The organism is Brevibacterium sp. FAM 27836, from assembly GCF_051351055.1.
GTDB lineage: Bacteria > Actinomycetota > Actinomycetes > Actinomycetales > Brevibacteriaceae > Brevibacterium.
Window position 1 is genome coordinate 3041170 of record NZ_CP195711.1, and the last position, 15535, is coordinate 3056704.

The 15535-nt window shown below is 66.3% G+C and carries 13 protein-coding genes and 3 riboswitches; of the genes, 8 read left to right on the top strand and 5 right to left on the bottom strand.

Translation table 11 applies throughout. The annotated features are described in order from the left end of the window. Positions 1-39 precede the first annotated feature (39 nt). Positions 40-2379: an accessory Sec system translocase SecA2 gene (gene secA2, locus ACSE4D_RS13610; RefSeq protein ID WP_135540113.1), complete on the top strand. Its 2340-nt coding sequence runs from the start codon at positions 40-42 to the stop codon at positions 2377-2379. 190 nt (positions 2380-2569) lie between these two features. On the opposite strand, the gene ACSE4D_RS13615 is transcribed toward secA2, so the two are convergent. Then, positions 2570-3151 (bottom strand): CGNR zinc finger domain-containing protein, encoded by a 582-nt coding sequence (locus ACSE4D_RS13615; protein ID WP_167854425.1) that lies wholly within the window; start codon positions 3149-3151, stop codon positions 2570-2572. 47 nt (positions 3152-3198) lie between these two features. Here ACSE4D_RS13615 and ACSE4D_RS13620 point away from each other — a divergent pair, with 47 nt between their 5' ends. Then, positions 3199-4083: an alpha/beta fold hydrolase gene (locus ACSE4D_RS13620; RefSeq protein WP_436326101.1), complete on the top strand. Its 885-nt coding sequence runs from the start codon at positions 3199-3201 to the stop codon at positions 4081-4083. A gap of 106 nt (positions 4084-4189) precedes the next feature. Here ACSE4D_RS13620 and ACSE4D_RS13625 read toward each other — a convergent pair whose 3' ends face one another. Next, a complete protein-coding gene (locus ACSE4D_RS13625) occupies positions 4190-4633 on the bottom strand; it encodes an NUDIX hydrolase (protein ID WP_135541542.1) in 444 nt (147 codons plus the stop codon). Beyond that, a riboswitch (TPP riboswitch) is annotated at positions 4624-4722 on the bottom strand. It overlaps the preceding gene by 10 nt. A gap of 436 nt (positions 4723-5158) precedes the next feature. Beyond that, positions 5159-5254, top strand: a riboswitch (TPP riboswitch). A gap of 88 nt (positions 5255-5342) precedes the next feature. On the opposite strand from ACSE4D_RS13625, the gene thiM reads away from it, so the two are divergent. Genes thiM through ACSE4D_RS13650 form a run of 5 tightly spaced genes read left to right on the top strand, consistent with a single transcriptional unit; the run spans position 5343 to position 9440 of the window. Further along, on the top strand, positions 5343-6167 hold the full coding sequence (thiM, locus tag ACSE4D_RS13630; protein WP_135541540.1) for a hydroxyethylthiazole kinase: 825 nt from the start codon (positions 5343-5345) through the stop codon (positions 6165-6167). Continuing rightward, on the top strand, positions 6164-6799 hold the full coding sequence (gene thiE / locus ACSE4D_RS13635) for a thiamine phosphate synthase (RefSeq protein WP_205683375.1): 636 nt from the start codon (positions 6164-6166) through the stop codon (positions 6797-6799). Before thiM ends, thiE begins: the two co-directional genes overlap by 4 nt. A gap of 55 nt (positions 6800-6854) precedes the next feature. Then, entirely contained in the window at positions 6855-7898 is a 1044-nt protein-coding gene (locus ACSE4D_RS13640) for an ABC transporter substrate-binding protein (RefSeq protein WP_135541538.1), read from the top strand. Between the two features lie 2 nt (positions 7899-7900). Continuing rightward, the gene (locus tag ACSE4D_RS13645; RefSeq protein WP_240689998.1) at positions 7901-8680 is read left to right on the top strand and encodes an ABC transporter permease; all 780 of its coding nucleotides are present in this window, start codon (positions 7901-7903) and stop codon (positions 8678-8680) included. Then, the gene (locus tag ACSE4D_RS13650) at positions 8670-9440 is read left to right on the top strand and encodes an ABC transporter ATP-binding protein (RefSeq protein ID WP_135541534.1); all 771 of its coding nucleotides are present in this window, start codon (positions 8670-8672) and stop codon (positions 9438-9440) included. Before ACSE4D_RS13645 ends, ACSE4D_RS13650 begins: the two co-directional genes overlap by 11 nt. On the opposite strand, the gene tenA is transcribed toward ACSE4D_RS13650, so the two are convergent. Genes tenA through thiD form a run of 3 tightly spaced genes read right to left on the bottom strand, consistent with a single transcriptional unit; the run spans position 9441 to position 11580 of the window. Beyond that, positions 9441-10100, bottom strand: coding sequence for a thiaminase II (gene tenA, locus ACSE4D_RS13655; RefSeq protein WP_135541532.1), 660 nt, complete (start codon positions 10098-10100; stop codon positions 9441-9443). Further along, complete coding sequence (locus tag ACSE4D_RS13660; RefSeq protein WP_135541530.1) at positions 10097-10759, bottom strand: TenA family protein; 663 nt, start codon at positions 10757-10759, stop codon at positions 10097-10099. Before ACSE4D_RS13660 ends, tenA begins: the two co-directional genes overlap by 4 nt. Further along, the gene (gene thiD / locus ACSE4D_RS13665) at positions 10756-11580 is read right to left on the bottom strand and encodes a bifunctional hydroxymethylpyrimidine kinase/phosphomethylpyrimidine kinase (protein ID WP_135541528.1); all 825 of its coding nucleotides are present in this window, start codon (positions 11578-11580) and stop codon (positions 10756-10758) included. Before thiD ends, ACSE4D_RS13660 begins: the two co-directional genes overlap by 4 nt. Positions 11581-11656: 76 nt before the next feature. Continuing rightward, positions 11657-11748, bottom strand: a riboswitch (TPP riboswitch). A gap of 186 nt (positions 11749-11934) precedes the next feature. Between thiD and mobF the strand changes: the two genes are divergently transcribed. Then, positions 11935-15492 carry a MobF family relaxase gene (mobF, locus tag ACSE4D_RS13670; protein ID WP_167854467.1) on the top strand — a complete coding sequence of 1186 codons (3558 nt, stop codon included), beginning with the start codon at positions 11935-11937 and terminating at the stop codon, positions 15490-15492. Positions 15493-15535 lie beyond the last annotated feature (43 nt).

Consider the following 15535-nt stretch of genomic DNA (forward strand, 5'->3'; position numbering starts at 1 on the left):
TCCCTGATCCCGGTCAGGGTGGTCAGGTAGCGTGAGGTGATGGTCGGACCCGAGCCGTTGCGTGAACAGGGGGCGTGGTGGCAGCGCCCTCTGAGGTGGGTGAGTCGTTTCCGCCAGGATCCTGGCACGGCGAACCTGCGCACGTATGCGTCGCTGGTCGAGGGCATCGTCTCCCAGCGCGCGTCGCTGCGTTGCTTCACTGACGACGATCTTCTGAGACGTTCGGCTGGGTCCGTGTCGATCAGTTTGGACGATGATGACGAGCTGGCGCGCTTTCTCGGCGTGGCGAGTGAGGTGGCGCGGCGTCGGCTGGGGTTGGAGCCGTTCGAGGTGCAGCTGCTCGCCGCCGTGAGCATGCTACGCGGCCGGGTAGTCGATATGGCCACGGGCGAGGGCAAGACGCTGGTCGGGTTCCTCGTGTCCGCCGGTCTCGCCGCGGCCGGCCGGCGCGTGCACGTGCTTTCGGCAAACGACTACCTGGCGGGCCGAGACGCCGATGCCGGAGAACCGTTGTTCTCCGCGTTCGGCCTAACCTGCGCTGCGGTCGTCGACGGAATGGGTCAGCCGGATCGCTCCGAAGCGTACCGGGCTGACGTCGTGTACGCGACGGTGCACCAGATCGGGTTCGATCTGCTGCGCGACCGCCAGCGCCTCCCCGAGGCACGGCGGCTGGTGCCGGGATTGGACGCCGCGGTGGTCGATGAGATCGACGCCGTGCTGCTCGATGACGCGATGGTGCCGCTGGTGATCGCCGGCGACGCCGACCCGCAACCAGAAGAAGCATCTTTGGCGCAGGTCATCGCGGAACTGACCGAGGAGGAGCACTATCAGGTCGAGGGCGACCGGCGCAGCGTCGCGTTCACCGAGGCAGGTATCGCTCGTGTCGAATCGGCGCTCGGCATCGATGACCTATATGCGCAGGAGCATGTCGAACTGTTGACGGCGGCGCATGTCGCACTGCACGCGCACGCGCTGGTCGAACGCGACGTGCATTACCTCGTCACCGATGGACGGGTGCAGCTGGTCAACGATGCCCGTGGCCGGGTCGCGGATCGTCAGCGTTGGCCGGACGGTCTCCACGCCGCCATCGAGCGCAAAGAGGGACTGGAGGTGACCGGGCAAGCTGAGATCCTCGACCAGGTGCTCGTGGAGACAGTCGCCCGCGGCTATCGGACCCTCACCGGGATGAGCGGCACCGCCCTCGAAGCGGCCGAGCGCCTCGCCGAAGACCTCGACATCAAGACCGGGGTCATCCCCACCCACCGCCCCTGCATCCGCGAGGACGCCGCAGACCGGCTGTTCGCCACCGTCGAGCAACGCGACACCGCCGCAGCCGACGCCGTGCGTGCAGCCCATGATGCGGGACAGCCGGTGCTCATCGGTACCGGCAGCGTGGCCGATTCTGAGCGCTTCGCCCGATTGCTCGCCGAGCTGGGTGTCGAAGCGCGGGTACTCAACGCGAAGAACGACGCTGCCGAGGCTGAAATCATCGCCCGCGCCGGCGAGCACGGTGCGGTCACCGTGTCCACACAGATGGCCGGCCGAGGCGTCGACATCCAACTCGGTCCAGGAGCTGCCGAGACCGGCGGCCTGCTCGTCATCGGGCTCGGACGATACGACTCGGCCCGCCTCGACCGGCAACTGCGCGGCAGGTCGGGCAGGCAAGGCGACCCCGGCAGGTCCGTGTTCTACACCAGCCTCGAAGACGACGTGGTGACCGAACAGCTCCGCATCAGCGACCAGCCCCGCTCCATCGCCCCAGACGGGCTCATCGGCGACCGGAAGTTCGCGCGTCTCTACGAGCACTCGCAGCGCGTCGCCGAGGGCAAATTGCTGCAGCTGCACCGCACCACCCGCAGCTACCACACCATGACCGACCAGCATCGACAGGCGATCCTGGATACCCGCGAACGCCTCCTCACCGAACCCGACGCGCTCGATGACTACCTCCAGCAGGTCTTCACGGATGCTCCCGGCCGGGCGGGCGCATGGGCGGCGCAACGTCGCCGCCTCGCCACGGAAGTCGTGCTTTACCAGCTCGACCGCGCCTGGACCGATCACCTGAACCACCTCGCCGCCGTCCGCGAGGGCATCCACCTGCGAGTTCTGGGTAGGCAGAACCCGCTGGACGAGTTCAATCGAATCGCCGGCGACTCGTTCCGCAGCCTCGGCCCCGACGCCCTCGCAGCAGTCCGGCGGGTTCTCGACAACGCACCCGACGACGCCACAACCCTCGGCGATCTCGGCCTGCGCCGCCCGTCATCGACCTGGACGTACATGGTCACCGACAACCCATTCGGCTCCGAAGCAGACCGCGTGGTCGCCTACCTCGGAAACTTCATCAGGGGCGGCAGACCACCGTCGATCACGTACACCTGACCGCCAGCCCCAACCACCGTCCGCTACTCCGCCAGCGAAGCTTGGCGCGCTCACCGACGCGATCGATGACGACCGCTCTCTCTCGACACCGTTGACGCGGTATTACACCGAGGAAGGAACCCCGTGGGCCTGCAAAAGTAACACGGTCCTGATCGGTGCTTTCTGTTCACAACCTTACCGACAGCCTGAGCTAAGACTTGTTGTCTCGCCCGGCGGCATGGCGGGCGACCTTAGCGCGGTTGCCGCATCGTTGCATGGAACACCAGAGGCGCTGCTGCGAGCGTGACCGATCGATAAAACGTATTCCGCACCTCTGGTGCGAACACACCTTGATCCGTGACTGTTCTCCTTGGGCAATAATCGAGATTGCATCTGCCGCGAGCACTCCAAACACGTTCTCTATCGATGCCATTTTGGTTATGACCAACTCAGGGTCTGATTCGTCAATCTCCTGACGCGGAGCCGCAGCAGCCCATCGGTTGACCAGCAAAATGTGCCGCGAATGCAGCGCTGTTTGAGGGACAAGCAAGGCATCAATACTCTCACGCAGATCAAGGCAGTCGCTCAGATCCTGGTCCGTGATGGAGGTCTCGACGCCGAACCCAGATTCAGGTGGAACGAGCCGGGCTTGCCCTGCCCACACCCTCAGTGTTTCCGGGGAGGTCAGTGTCTCGCGGGGCGTCGTAGCCCGGTCTCGCAGTGTGTTGACGAAATCGAGCGCCACTGATCCGCCGTAGAACAGCCAAGGCTCGAAACGCTGTGATGCAGTCACAGACCTCATTCTATGAGCTAACCCTTTTATGCGGTTAGTATCGAATTGTGATTGATGTTCTGAGCTTGCCTTCGATTCGCCTGCACTACACGCTGTCAGGGAACACTGACCCGAATGCTCCGACGGTCGTGCTCCTGCATGGCTGGCCGCAAACCTCAGCCTGCTGGGATCAGCTCACCCCGCTCCTGCCAGACGCCTATCGGGTCATCGCCCCCGATCTGCGCAGCTACGGGCTCAGCGACAAGCCCCAGGGCGGGTACTCCAAACGTCGCATGGCTGCCGACATCGTGGAACTTCTCGACGCACTCGACGTCGAACGTTCCCATGTGGTCGGCCACGACCGTGGGGCACGAGTAGCGCACAGGTTCGCGCTCGACCAGGCTGACCGGATCAGGACGCTCGCGGTCTTGGATGTCGTGCCCACGCATGCGATGTTCCAATCCGATACCGCGACGGCGGCCGGATTTTTCCACTGGCTCTTCCATATGCAGCACGACCTCCCCGAGGCAATGACATCTGGTCGGGAAGAAGAGTATCTTCGCTATTTATTCCATCGATGGACACTGCGGCGCGACCGTCTCGAACCGATGATCGGTCACTACATCGAGTCCTTCAAGCAACCGGGCGCAATGCATGCGGGATTCGAGGACTACCGAGCGACCTGGGAAGACCTCGATCACGATGAACACGACCATCAGGTGGGGTACCGGGTCACCGTTCCCACGTTGGCCCTTTGGGGAGATCACGGGCTCGCGGCCCAAGCTCCAGTGCTGAGTAAGTGGAGAGACTACGTCGAAGAAACCCGAGATAGCACGTCTCTCCTTGAAGGTGGCATCATCGAGAACTGCGGGCATTTCGTACCGGAAGAACGCCCTGAATCTCTCGCTATGCGACTGCGAGACTTCTGGGATCGTCACGAAACGATCAACTGACAGAACCCGCATTGTGTCGCACTGCATCTACCAGGAACCCCGTGCGGTTCCAAAAGTAGTTGTCCTCTTTCCGTCGTTCGGTATCATTCAAACGTATTGAGATAGTTCAAGAGCTTTGCGCGAGCCGGAAGGCAGTCTCGGCAACTTCGCGCACATCAAGACTGAGTGCAAGGTCTCCGTGTTCGAGGTCTTCGATTGAAAACCAGCGTGCTTCCAGCGCGTCATCAGCTGCCACGGGTACCCCGGTTCGCCAGTCGCACCGCACCGCGACGAGGACGAAGTGCTGGAGGAGGGTGCCGGAGTCGTCGTGATGGAAGGCATCGACAGCGGTGAACACCTCGCGTGCCTCACCGTGCACGCCGGTTTCCTCATGCAACTCGCGTAGGGCGGCTTGCTGAATTGTTTCGCCGGTTTCGATTTTCCCCCCAGGGAAGCCCCACCGCCCGACATCTGGCGGGTTCGCGCGACGCACCAGCAGCACGTCGCCGCCACGGATGACTGCTGCGATCGTCGCGACGATCGGACGGGACGGAGAGGTGGAAGCACTCACTTGGACATTCCTTCGCTAGTTCGAACTAGAGCAGGTTCGACGGGTGTGATCTCAGCCGCAGATCCCGTGCAGCACCCCGTGTCACGTCACACCAGTCTACCGAGGATTTGTGCTGCTCATCGGTCGCTGGCTCTTTGCGAGGGAACGTTTATCCGAGGTCTTGCGTTCACTCCCGCCGCTTTTTTCGTGTACTGACGGAGGTGCGGGTTCCGTGCAGCAGGAGTGGAGGGCGCCGATGCCGCCGGCCGATCTCACCCGGAGCCCCTCAGAGGCTGGTAGTCCTCAGCGTCTCCGTGCTCCTGCCGACCGCATGGTTTTGTACCAGGATGGGGCCGTGGTCGGCTGCCCGTGTTGGTATTTGATCTTTCTATATGGTCCCTGACACCGTGGGCTGCACCGATCTGGTTCAGTGTCGGCGAATCACCGTCGACAGCCCCCGCCAGGATCTGCCGTGCTCCTGACCATCGGCGGCCCTAGCGTTCCACGGGAGTGCTCCCAGTTGTGGCCGAATGCGTTAGGGTAGTGGGCAGTGACACGGGGTGCCGCACCCAGCGGCTGAGATCACACCCGTCGAACCTGATCCAGTTCGTACTGGCGAAGGGAATGTCCGGATGACTTCAGCGCGTTCGAGATACCGATCCAGGTGTCCGCTTTCGGCGTGCCGTCATGGTGATCGACTTTCTTTCGCAGTGGAAGAAAGCGAGAGTTCATGTCTGTCTCATCATCCGCGGTTCTGCTCGGTGAGCTGAGGGCGCAGACCCCGTTGGTGCAGTGCATCACTAACTCGGTGGTCACGAACTTCACCGCGAACACCTTGCTGGCCATCGGCGCGGCACCGGCGATGGTCGACATCGTCGGCGAGGCCGGACCGTTCGCCCGTGTCGCCGGGGGCCTGTTGGTGAATCTGGGAACGCCGATCCCGGAGCAGCGTGCGGCGTCCGAGGAAGCGGTCGCCGTGGCGAACGATGCGGGCACGCCGTGGGTGCTCGATCCGGTCGCGATCGGGTCGCTGCCCATCCGGACAGCTCTCGCCGAGAAGCTCGCCGCCCAGCACCCGTTCGCGATCCGGGGCAACGCCTCCGAGATCCTCGCGCTCGCGGGGGCCGGAACGGGTGGCAAGGGCGTCGAAAGTGCGGATGAGACCGAGGCGGCCGCACCGATCGCGATGCGGTTGGCGAGAGACCTGCGCACAGTCGTGGCGGTGTCTGGGCCGGTGGATCTGGTCACCGACGGTGAGCGCATCCTCCGGGTTTCAAACGGCGATCTGCCGCTGACGAAGATCACCGGCGGTGGGTGCGCGCTGGGTGCGCTGATCGCGGCATTCGCTGCCATCCGTGGTGAGTTCTCACCGGTCGAGGCGGTGGCTGCTGCGCATGTCGTGTACGGGATCGCCGCTGAGCGGGCCGCTGCAGAGACGGCGGGGCCCGGGTCGTTCGCTGCCCGTCTGCTCGACGCGCTGTACGCGATCAGCGCAGCGGAGGTGAGCGCGTCGGAGCAGGTGCGCGCCGAGACGGCGCCGGGCGGTGGGGCGTGAACCTCGGCATCTACCTGGTGACCGATCGTGCGCTCTGCGGTGAACGGGGCGTGGCGGAGACCGTGCGGGCAGCCGTCGATGGCGGGGTGCGCACCGTACAGCTGCGCGACAAGCATGCCGGCTTCGATGCACATCTGCGTGAGCTCGAACGTCTGGCGGAAGCGATCCAGGGCCGCGCGCTGCTGCTGGTCAACGACCGGCTCGATGTCGCGATAGCAGCGAGAGAACGCGGCATCCCGGTCGACGGGGTGCATCTTGGGCAGGGTGACCCCGCCGTGCGATCGGCGCGCGACGAGTTCGGCCCCGATGCCGTGATCGGCCTGACAGCGAACAGTGACGAGCACCTCGCAGCGGTGACGCATTTACCCGAAGGCACTGTGGACTACCTCGGCATCGGCGTGATCCGCCCCACGGCCACCAAGCCGGACCATCCTCCGGCGCTGGGGTTCGACGGCTTTCGACGCCTGGCGGCCGCGGCGTCGGTGCCCTCGGTCGCGATCGGCGGCATCGGTATAGACGATATCGCCCGGCTGCGCGACGACGGCGCCGCAGGGGCTGCCATCGTCTCCGCGATCTGCGCCGCCGAAGACCCCAAGGCGACCGCGCGCCGATTCGTGCGGGCCTGGGGCTGAGCACGAACCGCCCCTGATTCCCAAACCTCATTCCCCGAACAGAACATGGAGAACCGTGACCATCTCACCCAGATTCCGACGCGCATTGACCGCAGCCAGCGCAATCGCGCTCACCACCGTCGTCCTCACCGGCTGCGCCGGCACCGACAACGATGCCCCGGCCGATGATCAGCGCACGACCGTGCGTTTCGCGCTCGACTGGACCCCGAACGTGAACCATACTGGCCTGTACGTGGCCCTGCACGAGGGGTACTTCGAAGACGCCGGCATCGATGTCGAGATCCTGCCGTTCAACAACAGCAACCCCGAGGTGCTCGTCGACGCTGGTCAGGCGGAGTTCGGTATCAGCTTCCAGGACACCGCCTCCATGTCGATCGCCTCCGGCGCCGACCTCACATCGGTGCTCGCCGTGCAGCAGACGTGGGCGACCGAGGTCGCTGTGCTCGGCGACCGCGACGACATCACTAGCCCCGCAGACCTCGACGGTCTCGTCTTCGGCGGCTTCGACAACCCCGCCGAAACGATCACCATGCAGGGTGTCGTGCAGGCCGCAGGCGGTCAAGGCGACTTCGAGACTGTCGTGCTCGGCACGAGCGCATACGAGGCGCTCTATTCGGGGGACGTGGACTTCACCGTTCCGTTCGTCGCGGTGGAGGGCGTCGAGGCTGAGCAGCGCGGGATCGAGCTGAAGAACTTCGCCTACACCGACTACGGGTTCCCCGACGCCTATCAGGTGATCGTCGTCGGCAACGGTACTTGGCTCGAGGAGAACCCCGATGTGGCGCGCGACTTCGTGCAGGCGCTGGCCCGAGGATATGAGGACTCGATCGCCGATCCGGAGGCGACGGCGGAGATCCTGCAGGAGGAGAACTCCGGTCTGCTCACCGAGCTGGACCTGCTGGTCGCAGGGCAGCAGATGCTCTCCGAAGGCTACATGCTCGATGAGAACGGCGACTTCGGCCTGCAGACCGAGGAGCACTGGAGCGAGCTGGGCGAGTTCCTCTTCGATACAGGGCTGCTCACCGACCGCGACGGGAAGCCGCTCGACGAGCAGCCGGACTGGTCGGAGTTCTTCACGAACGAGTACCTGCAGGACTGATCGTGCGGGCGCGCTCCTGGGCGAACCTGTGGGTGCCGCTCGTCTTCCTCACCGTGCTCGTCGCAGTGTGGGAGGCGGCCGTGCACCTGACCGGGGCGCGCCCGCAGGTGCTCCCCGCCCCGTCCCGTGTCGCGGAGTCGGGATGGGAGCACCGCGCCGCGATCGTCGATCACGCCGCGGCCACGCTCAGCGTGACAGCGGTCGGCTTCGGCGTCTCCCTGGTGTGCGCATGGATAATCGCGATCGCCATCGACTTCTCACCGCTCATGCGCCGAGGCCTCATCCCTCTGCTGGTCGCCTCGCAGACCATCCCTGTCATCGCGATCGCGCCGCTCATGATCATCTGGTTCGGATTCGGGCTGCTACCGAAGATCCTCGTGGTCGCCCTCGTCACCTTCTTCCCGATCACGATCGGCCTCGTCGAAGGCTTCGCACACACAGACCGGGAAGCCTCCGCACTGCTGCGCAGCATGGGGGCGGGGAGGATCCGCGAGTTCTTGCTCGTCAGGCTCCCCTCGGCACTCCCATTGTTCTTCACCTCGCTCAGAATCGGGATCACCTACGCGGTGATCGGGGCGATCTTCGCCGAATACGTCGGCGCGAAAGAAGGGCTTGGAATCTACATGAGCGTGCAGAAGAACGCGTTCCGCACCGACCTCGTGCTCGCCGCAGTCGCCGTCACGGCACTCGTCAGCATCACCCTCTACCTCTCCACCTACCTCATCGAACGGCTCGTCATCCCCTGGCACCTGAAGGAAAGGAGGGCGGCGAATGAGCGCTGAAACCGCGCCCCGCCTCGAACTCGACGAGATCACCCGCGAGTTCCAACTGCGACGCGGTCAGACCCGTCGTGTGCTCGACGCCGTCTCGCTCCACGTGTCACCAGGCGAGCTCGTCTCGATCATCGGGCCGTCCGGGTGCGGCAAGAGCACCCTGTTCAACATCATCGCCGGCCTCGACCAGGCCACTTCGGGTAGCATCCGAGTCGACGGACGAGAAGCGGCTGGATCCTGCAACCACGCCGCCTACATGCCCCAGAAGGATCTCCTCTTTCCCTGGCGCAGCATCGCCGAGAACGCCGCACTCGGCCTCGAAGTGCAAGGGATCAAGCGCCGTGCTGCTCAGCAACAGGTACGCGAGTGGTTCCCTCGCTTCGGCCTCTCGGGGTTCGAGGATGCTCTGCCGTTCGAACTGTCCGGCGGGATGCGGCAGCGCGCGGCGCTGCTGCGCACCGTGGTGCAGCAACAGCAGACCCTGCTGCTCGACGAACCCTTCGGTGCGCTCGATGCGCTCACCAAGCAGGAGCTGCAGGCCTGGCTGCAGCAGGTCTGGATCGAGCACGACTGGACCGCCCTGCTCATCACACACGACGTTCGCGAGGCGATCCTGCTCTCCGACCGCGTCGTCGTACTCACCCCACGCCCAGCCTCCGTGCGCATGGTGATCGATGTCGCACTTCCCAGGCCGCGTGGCATCGAGACCATCGCTCACCCCGAGTTCGCGCGGCTCGAACGCACACTGCTCGAAGCCCTGAGCAGCTGATCAGGCGGCGGAGTCGAGTGCCTGCTGCCAGAAATCGGCCTCCAGCCGGGTGGCGGCGCGGAACACCTGCACAAGCGCCTCGAACCGCTGTTCGGTGACCTCGCCGCCGGTCAACGCGTCAAGGCGTTGGATCGCAGCCGTTGCGGCTCCCTGGAACTCGGGACCGGCGTACTCGGCGATCCACTCCGCGTACGGGTGACCCTCGCGGGCCCGGCGCGCCGGATCGAGAGCGACGCCGATCTCGCCGTAACCGATCGTGCAAGGGGAGAGTGCGACGTGCAGGTCCAGCAGGTCGCCCGACATGCCGGTGTCCAGCACGTAGCGGGTGTAGGCGACCGTCGCCTGCTTCTCAGGCGCCGCATCGAGCTCGTCTTCCGGGATGCCCCACCTCGCGGTGAGGCGACAGTGCAGCTCGGTCTCGTGCAGGATCGCGCGCAGCGCTCCGCTCGCGTCTGTGATGTCGGCGAGGCTGCGACTCTTGTACGCGGCCAACGCGTTCGCGCGGGCGAACTGCACGAGAAACAGGTAATCCTGCACCAGGTAGTCCTGGAACACGGGCAGCGGCAGGGTGCCCTCGCTGAGCTTCTGTACGAACTCGTGCTCGGTGTAGGTCCGCCACTCGGGGCCGATCGCGGTCTTCAGGTCTGCGAAGAGGGTCATCGGGCTACTCCTTCCAACGGGTGGGTATAGCTGGCGTCGAAGAACTCCAGCTCGATCGCGACGGCCCGCGCGAAGAAGTCCTCGGCAAGCGCCTGCTGCGCGGGGCCGACCCGGTCGAGCTCGGCGCGGAGGAAGGCGACGAGGTCGTGGAACCCGGGGTAGTCGTGGAGCGTGATCCAGTCGGCATGCACGAAGCTCTCCGGCAGCGCTTCAGGCGCGTTCGTGGCCCAGTCGAGGTACAGCCATTCAGTGACGAGCAGCACCGCAAGAATCACCGCGTACTCGCGGGTCTCGGCCGCCTCGCGGAACAGCGCCGTGAACGCGGTGGTCGCCTCCGTGTCGGGGATCAGCTCACGCTGCTCTTCGGTCACGCCGAGCGCGTCGAAGGCGCGCAGGAAGTAGGTGCTCTCGTCGCCCGCGACTTCGCCGATGAAGCGGGCCAGCCTCAGCCGCGGCTCGAGCGCGTCGGCGCTCGCGACCGCAGAGCCGAGCAGTACCAGGAAGCCGTCGAGGAAGCGATAGTCCTGCACGAGGTAGCCAGCCATCACGGCGTCGTCGATGCTGCCGTCGAACAGTTCGCGCACGAAGCGGTGCGAGACCGCCCGCTCCCAGGTGTCTCGGTTCTGATCGCGCAGCGCGTCGGTGAATCTCTCGGTCATCGTTCTCCTCCTCGGTCAAGTGCGTCGCCCCAGAGGGCGTGGAAGTGGTGGACGGGGCCGTGACCGGAGCCGACCTCCAGGTCTCCGGCGCGGAGAAGCGCCTCGGTGAGGTACTCCTTTGCGTGTTGCACCGCCACGGGCACGGCCTGGCCCGGGAGGAGGGCGGCGAGCGCGGCCGACAGGGTGCAGCCGGTGCCGTGATTGTTCACGGTGTCGATGCGCGGTGCGGTCAGCTCGATGGTCTCGGCACCGGTGAGGATGTCGATGCTCTCGCCGCTGCCGAGGTGACCGCCCTTCAGCAGCACCCAGCCGGCTCCGAGGCCACGCAGCTCATCCAGCGCCGCCCGCATCCCTGCGAGGTCGCCGATCTCGGTGTCGCGTCCGAGCAGGACCGAGGCCTCGGGGAGGTTCGGGGTGATCACGGTGGATCGCGGCACCAGTCGCTCGCGGATCGTGTCGACGGCGTCCTGCTCGAGGAGATGATCTCCGCTCTTGGCGACCATCACTGGGTCGAGCACCACCGGGCACTTCGTGTAGCGGTCCAGACTCTCGGCGATCGCCTCGGCGATAGCGGCGTTGGCGACCATCCCGATCTTCACTGCGTCTACGCGCACGTCCTCGAACACCGCGGCGATCTGATCCGCAACGAATCCCGGCTCCAGAGCGACGAAGCCCTGCACACCCTGTGTATTCTGAGCAACGACGGCCGTGATCACGCTCATCCCGTAAGCGCCCTGCGCGGAGAAAGCCTTCAGATCGGCTTGGATCCCCGCGCCCCCGGTGGGGTCAGTGCCCGCGATGGTCAATACGTTCGGAATCAAAGTCCCGTCTCCATCTCTCGCTCGTGTCGAGCCTGGAAACGGGAGTGCGCGCCAGCACCCGCAAGTGTGCCTGCATAACGTCGTTCATCGACATCCCTCCGCGAGTCCGAACTCGATCAGGTTCCCGGGTGTGATCTCAGCCCGCGTCGGGCACCCCGTGTCTACACATCCACCATAGCCAAAAATCATCGTCGAGGGGCGAACGCGGCGCGGAACTACTCCGCTCAGACGTGCGAACGCCGTGACCGACGGCTGTCAATACCGTTACGTTGACGAGGTGCTACGCAGAGTAACGCACGCCGCTCGGACATTGTCACCGTTCTGCATGGTGACTGCGCGGTTCACCTGATCTGCATGACGGTCTCGATGCGGGTGATGAGTGCGGGTGACGGGTACAAGTACCTGCTTCGCACGATCGCTGCCGCCGACGGCGATCGCTCCCTCTCGACCCCGCTGACCAGGTACTACACGGAGGAGGGAACACCACCGGGCACTTGGATGGGGTCGGCTCTGCACGGCCTCGGCGACGGGCAGATCGTTCACGGCGATGAGGTCTCAGAGTCGCAGTTGCAGTTGCTGATCGGCATGGGCCGCGACCCCGTCAGCGGCGACCCGCTCGGGCGGGCCTTCCCACGGTACGTCTCGGTCGCGGAACGGATCGAGCAGCGCGTCGCGGACCTCGACCCTGGCCTGGGGATGGGTGAGCGTGCCGAGCAGATCAGCCAGATCGAGGCCGAGGAGATCGAGCGGGGCAACCGCCGTTCGGTTGCGGGCTTCGACTACACGTTTTCGGTGCCGAAGTCCGTTTCGGTGCTGTGGGGCGTGGCCGACGCCGGCACGCAGGCCCTGATCGCTCAGGCGCATCACGACGCGGTCGCCGAGGTCGTGGACTTCATGGAGCGCGAGGTCGCCGCGACCCGCACCGGCTACACCGCCGCCGATGGCGCGGTCGCCCAGGTCGACGTGACCGGCCTGATCGCCACGGCCTTCGATCACTACGACAGCCGCTCCGGGGACCCGCAGCTGCACACCCACGTCGTGATCTCCAACAAGGTCCAGACCGCGTTGGACGGACGCTGGCGGTCGCTGGACGGGCGGCCCATGCATGCGGCGGTGGTCGCGCTCTCGGAGCATTACAACGCGGTTCTGGCCGACCGCCTCACCGGCACGCTCGGCGTGGAGTGGGAGGCGCGGGATCGGGGCCGGGACCGTAACCCGGCGTGGGAGATCACCGGGGTCAGCGAGGAGCTGATCGAGGAGTTCTCCTCCCGCGCCCGCGATATCGATGCCGAGGCCGACCGGCTCATCGCCGCCTACACCGCCGAGCACGGTCGCCGGCCCTCGGCGCGGACGATCGTGCGCCTGCGCGCCCAGGCCACCCTCGCCACCCGCCCCGAGAAGCAGGTCCACTCCCTGGCCGACCTGACGAGCGGCTGGCGCGAGCGGGCCGGCCGTCTACTGGGTGAGGACGCGACCGGCTGGGCCGGTGGTCTCCTCGCCACGGCGCAGCAGGTGCGGCCGTTGCGGACTGATGATGTGCCGTTAGAGGTGATCGCCAAGCTCGGCGCCTCGGTGGTCGAGGTTGTGGGCGAGAAGCGCTCGACCTGGCGGCGATGGAACCTCCACGCCGAGGCAAGCCGACAGTCGATAGAATGGCGGTTCGCGACCGCGAGCGACCGGGAGGCCACCGTGGGGATGATCGCCGATGCCGCCGAGCAGGCCTCACTGCGGCTGACGCCGCCCGAGCTCGCTACCAGCCCGGCCGCTTTCCGCCGCCCAGACGGCACCAGCGTGTTCCGGCGCCGCCACTCGACCGTGTTCTCCTCCACGGTGCTGCTGAAGGCCGAAGACCGTCTCCTGGAACGCTCCCGCACCCTGACCGGCCCGATGGTCGAGGTCGAGACGGTCGAGAAGATCACCGCGAAGCCCGACCGGGAAGGGCACCTGCTCGGCGACGACCAAGCGGCAGCGCTCACCCAGATCGCAGTCTCCGGCCGGGTTCTCGACGTGTTGGTCGGCCCGGCCGGTGCCGGGAAGACCACCGCCATGGCAGCGCTGCGCCAGGCATGGGAGAAGCAGCACGGGAAGGGCTCGGTGGTCGGGCTTGCGCCGTCGGCGGTGGCCGCGCAAGTTCTCGGTGAGGATCTCGGGATCGCGACCGAGAACACGGCGAAATGGTGGCAGAACCATCTGACCCAGGGCACCACGTTCGAGGAAGGTCAGCTCGTCATCATCGACGAGGCTTCCCTTGCCGGCACCCTGTCGCTGGATCGCATCACCGCCCTGGCGGCCGGCGCGGGTGCGAAGGTGCTGCTGGTCGGCGACTACGGGCAGCTCCAGTCGGTCGATGCGGGCGGGAGTTTCGGGATGCTCGTGGCCGACCGCGACGACGCTCCCGAGCTCGTGGACGTGCACCGCTTCGTCCACGAATGGGAGAAGACCGCCTCCCTCGATCTGCGCCACGGCCGCACCCGCGTGATCGACACCTACGCAGGTCACGGCCGCATCAGCGATGGTGACGCCGAGGACATGATCGACGCCGCCTACACCGCCTGGCGTGCCGACCGCGACGCCGGACGGGCGTCGGTGCTGATCGCCGAGACCCGCGATGACGTGACCGCGCTGAACGCGAGGGCCCGTGCCGACCTGATCCTGGACGGCACGATCCGCCCCACCAGAGAGGTCGCGCTGGCCGAGCGCACGTCCGCAGGGGTCGGGGACACGATCATCACCCGCCGCAACGACCGGCGCCTGCGCACCGGCACAGGCCGGGGGTGGGTGCGCAACGGCGAACGGTGGCAGGTCACTGACGTGCGCGATGATGGGTCGATCACGATCCGCAAGCCCGGCCGAAGGTTCGGGTCGATCGTGCTGCCGGCCGACTACGTGGCCGAGCACGTGGATCTGGGATACGCCGTCACTGCGCATAGGGCGCAGGGCATCACGGTCGATGCCGCACATGTGCTGGTCGAGCCGTCCTCGACCCGTGAGAACGTCTACGTCGCGATGACCCGCGGCCGCGAGTCCAACCACGCCTACGTCGTCCTCGACCGCCCCGACGACCACGCCGCACCGCACCCCTCGGACAACGAGGAAGCCACCGGCCGCTCGGTCCTCTACGGAGTGCTGCAGCACTCGGGAGCCGAGCTCTCCGCGCACGAGACGATCACCGCCGAGCAGGACCAGTGGGGCTCGATCGCTCAGCTCGCCGCCGAGTACGAAACCATCGCCGCAGCCGCCCAACACGACCGCTGGGCCGCCCTCATCCGCGACTCAGGCCTGACCGAAGAGCAGGCCGACGCCACGCTGGGCTCGGTCGCGTTCGGAGCGCTGACTGCCGAGCTGCGCCGCGCCGAGGCCAACCACCACGACGTCGATACACTCTTCCCGCGCCTGGTGGCTGCTCGCGGCTTCGATGACGCCGAGGACATCGCCAAGGTCATGCACTACCGTCTCGCACGCGCCACCGCCCAGCCGGCCGGGTCGGGGCGCACGAGGAAGACCCCGCGGCTGATCGCCGGCCTCATCCCGCACGTGCAGGGCCCGATCGCGGCAGACATGCTCCAGGCCTTGACCGAGCGACGAGAGCTGATCGAGACCCGCGCCGACGCGATCCTCGACACCGCCCGCCAGACCGGCGAACCGTGGACCCAGCCGCTCGGTGACCCGCCGTCCGGTGACCGCGAACAGGCACGCTGGCGACGTGACGCCCGGACCATCGCGGCCTACCGCGACCGCTACCAAATCAGCGACGACACCCCACTCGGCCCGGCACCCCAGAGCGCGGCGCAGAAGATTGACCGCGCCCGCGCAGCGGCAGCCATACGTCGGGTAGCTGCGGATACTCCTCAGACCGGAGACTCTGTCGCCCAACGTTCTGTCAGCGTCAGGAGGCAAGAACGATCCCTGTGACATCTGGTGACACTCACGCCAGAGGACCTCTTGGCTACAGCCG

Excerpts from the sequence above, each read along its gene's own strand:
- secA2 (WP_135540113.1), top strand. The coding sequence starts at position 40 with ATGGTCGGACCCGAGCCGTTGCGTGAACAGGGGGCGTGGTGGCAGCGC.
- thiM (WP_135541540.1), top strand. The coding sequence starts at position 5,343 with ATGTCTGTCTCATCATCCGCGGTTCTGCTCGGTGAGCTGAGGGCGCAG.
- ACSE4D_RS13650 (WP_135541534.1), top strand. The coding sequence starts at position 8,670 with ATGAGCGCTGAAACCGCGCCCCGCCTCGAACTCGACGAGATCACCCGC.
- tenA (WP_135541532.1), bottom strand. The coding sequence starts at position 10,100 with ATGACCCTCTTCGCAGACCTGAAGACCGCGATCGGCCCCGAGTGGCGG.
- ACSE4D_RS13660 (WP_135541530.1), bottom strand. The coding sequence starts at position 10,759 with ATGACCGAGAGATTCACCGACGCGCTGCGCGATCAGAACCGAGACACC.
- mobF (WP_167854467.1), top strand. The coding sequence starts at position 11,935 with ATGACGGTCTCGATGCGGGTGATGAGTGCGGGTGACGGGTACAAGTAC.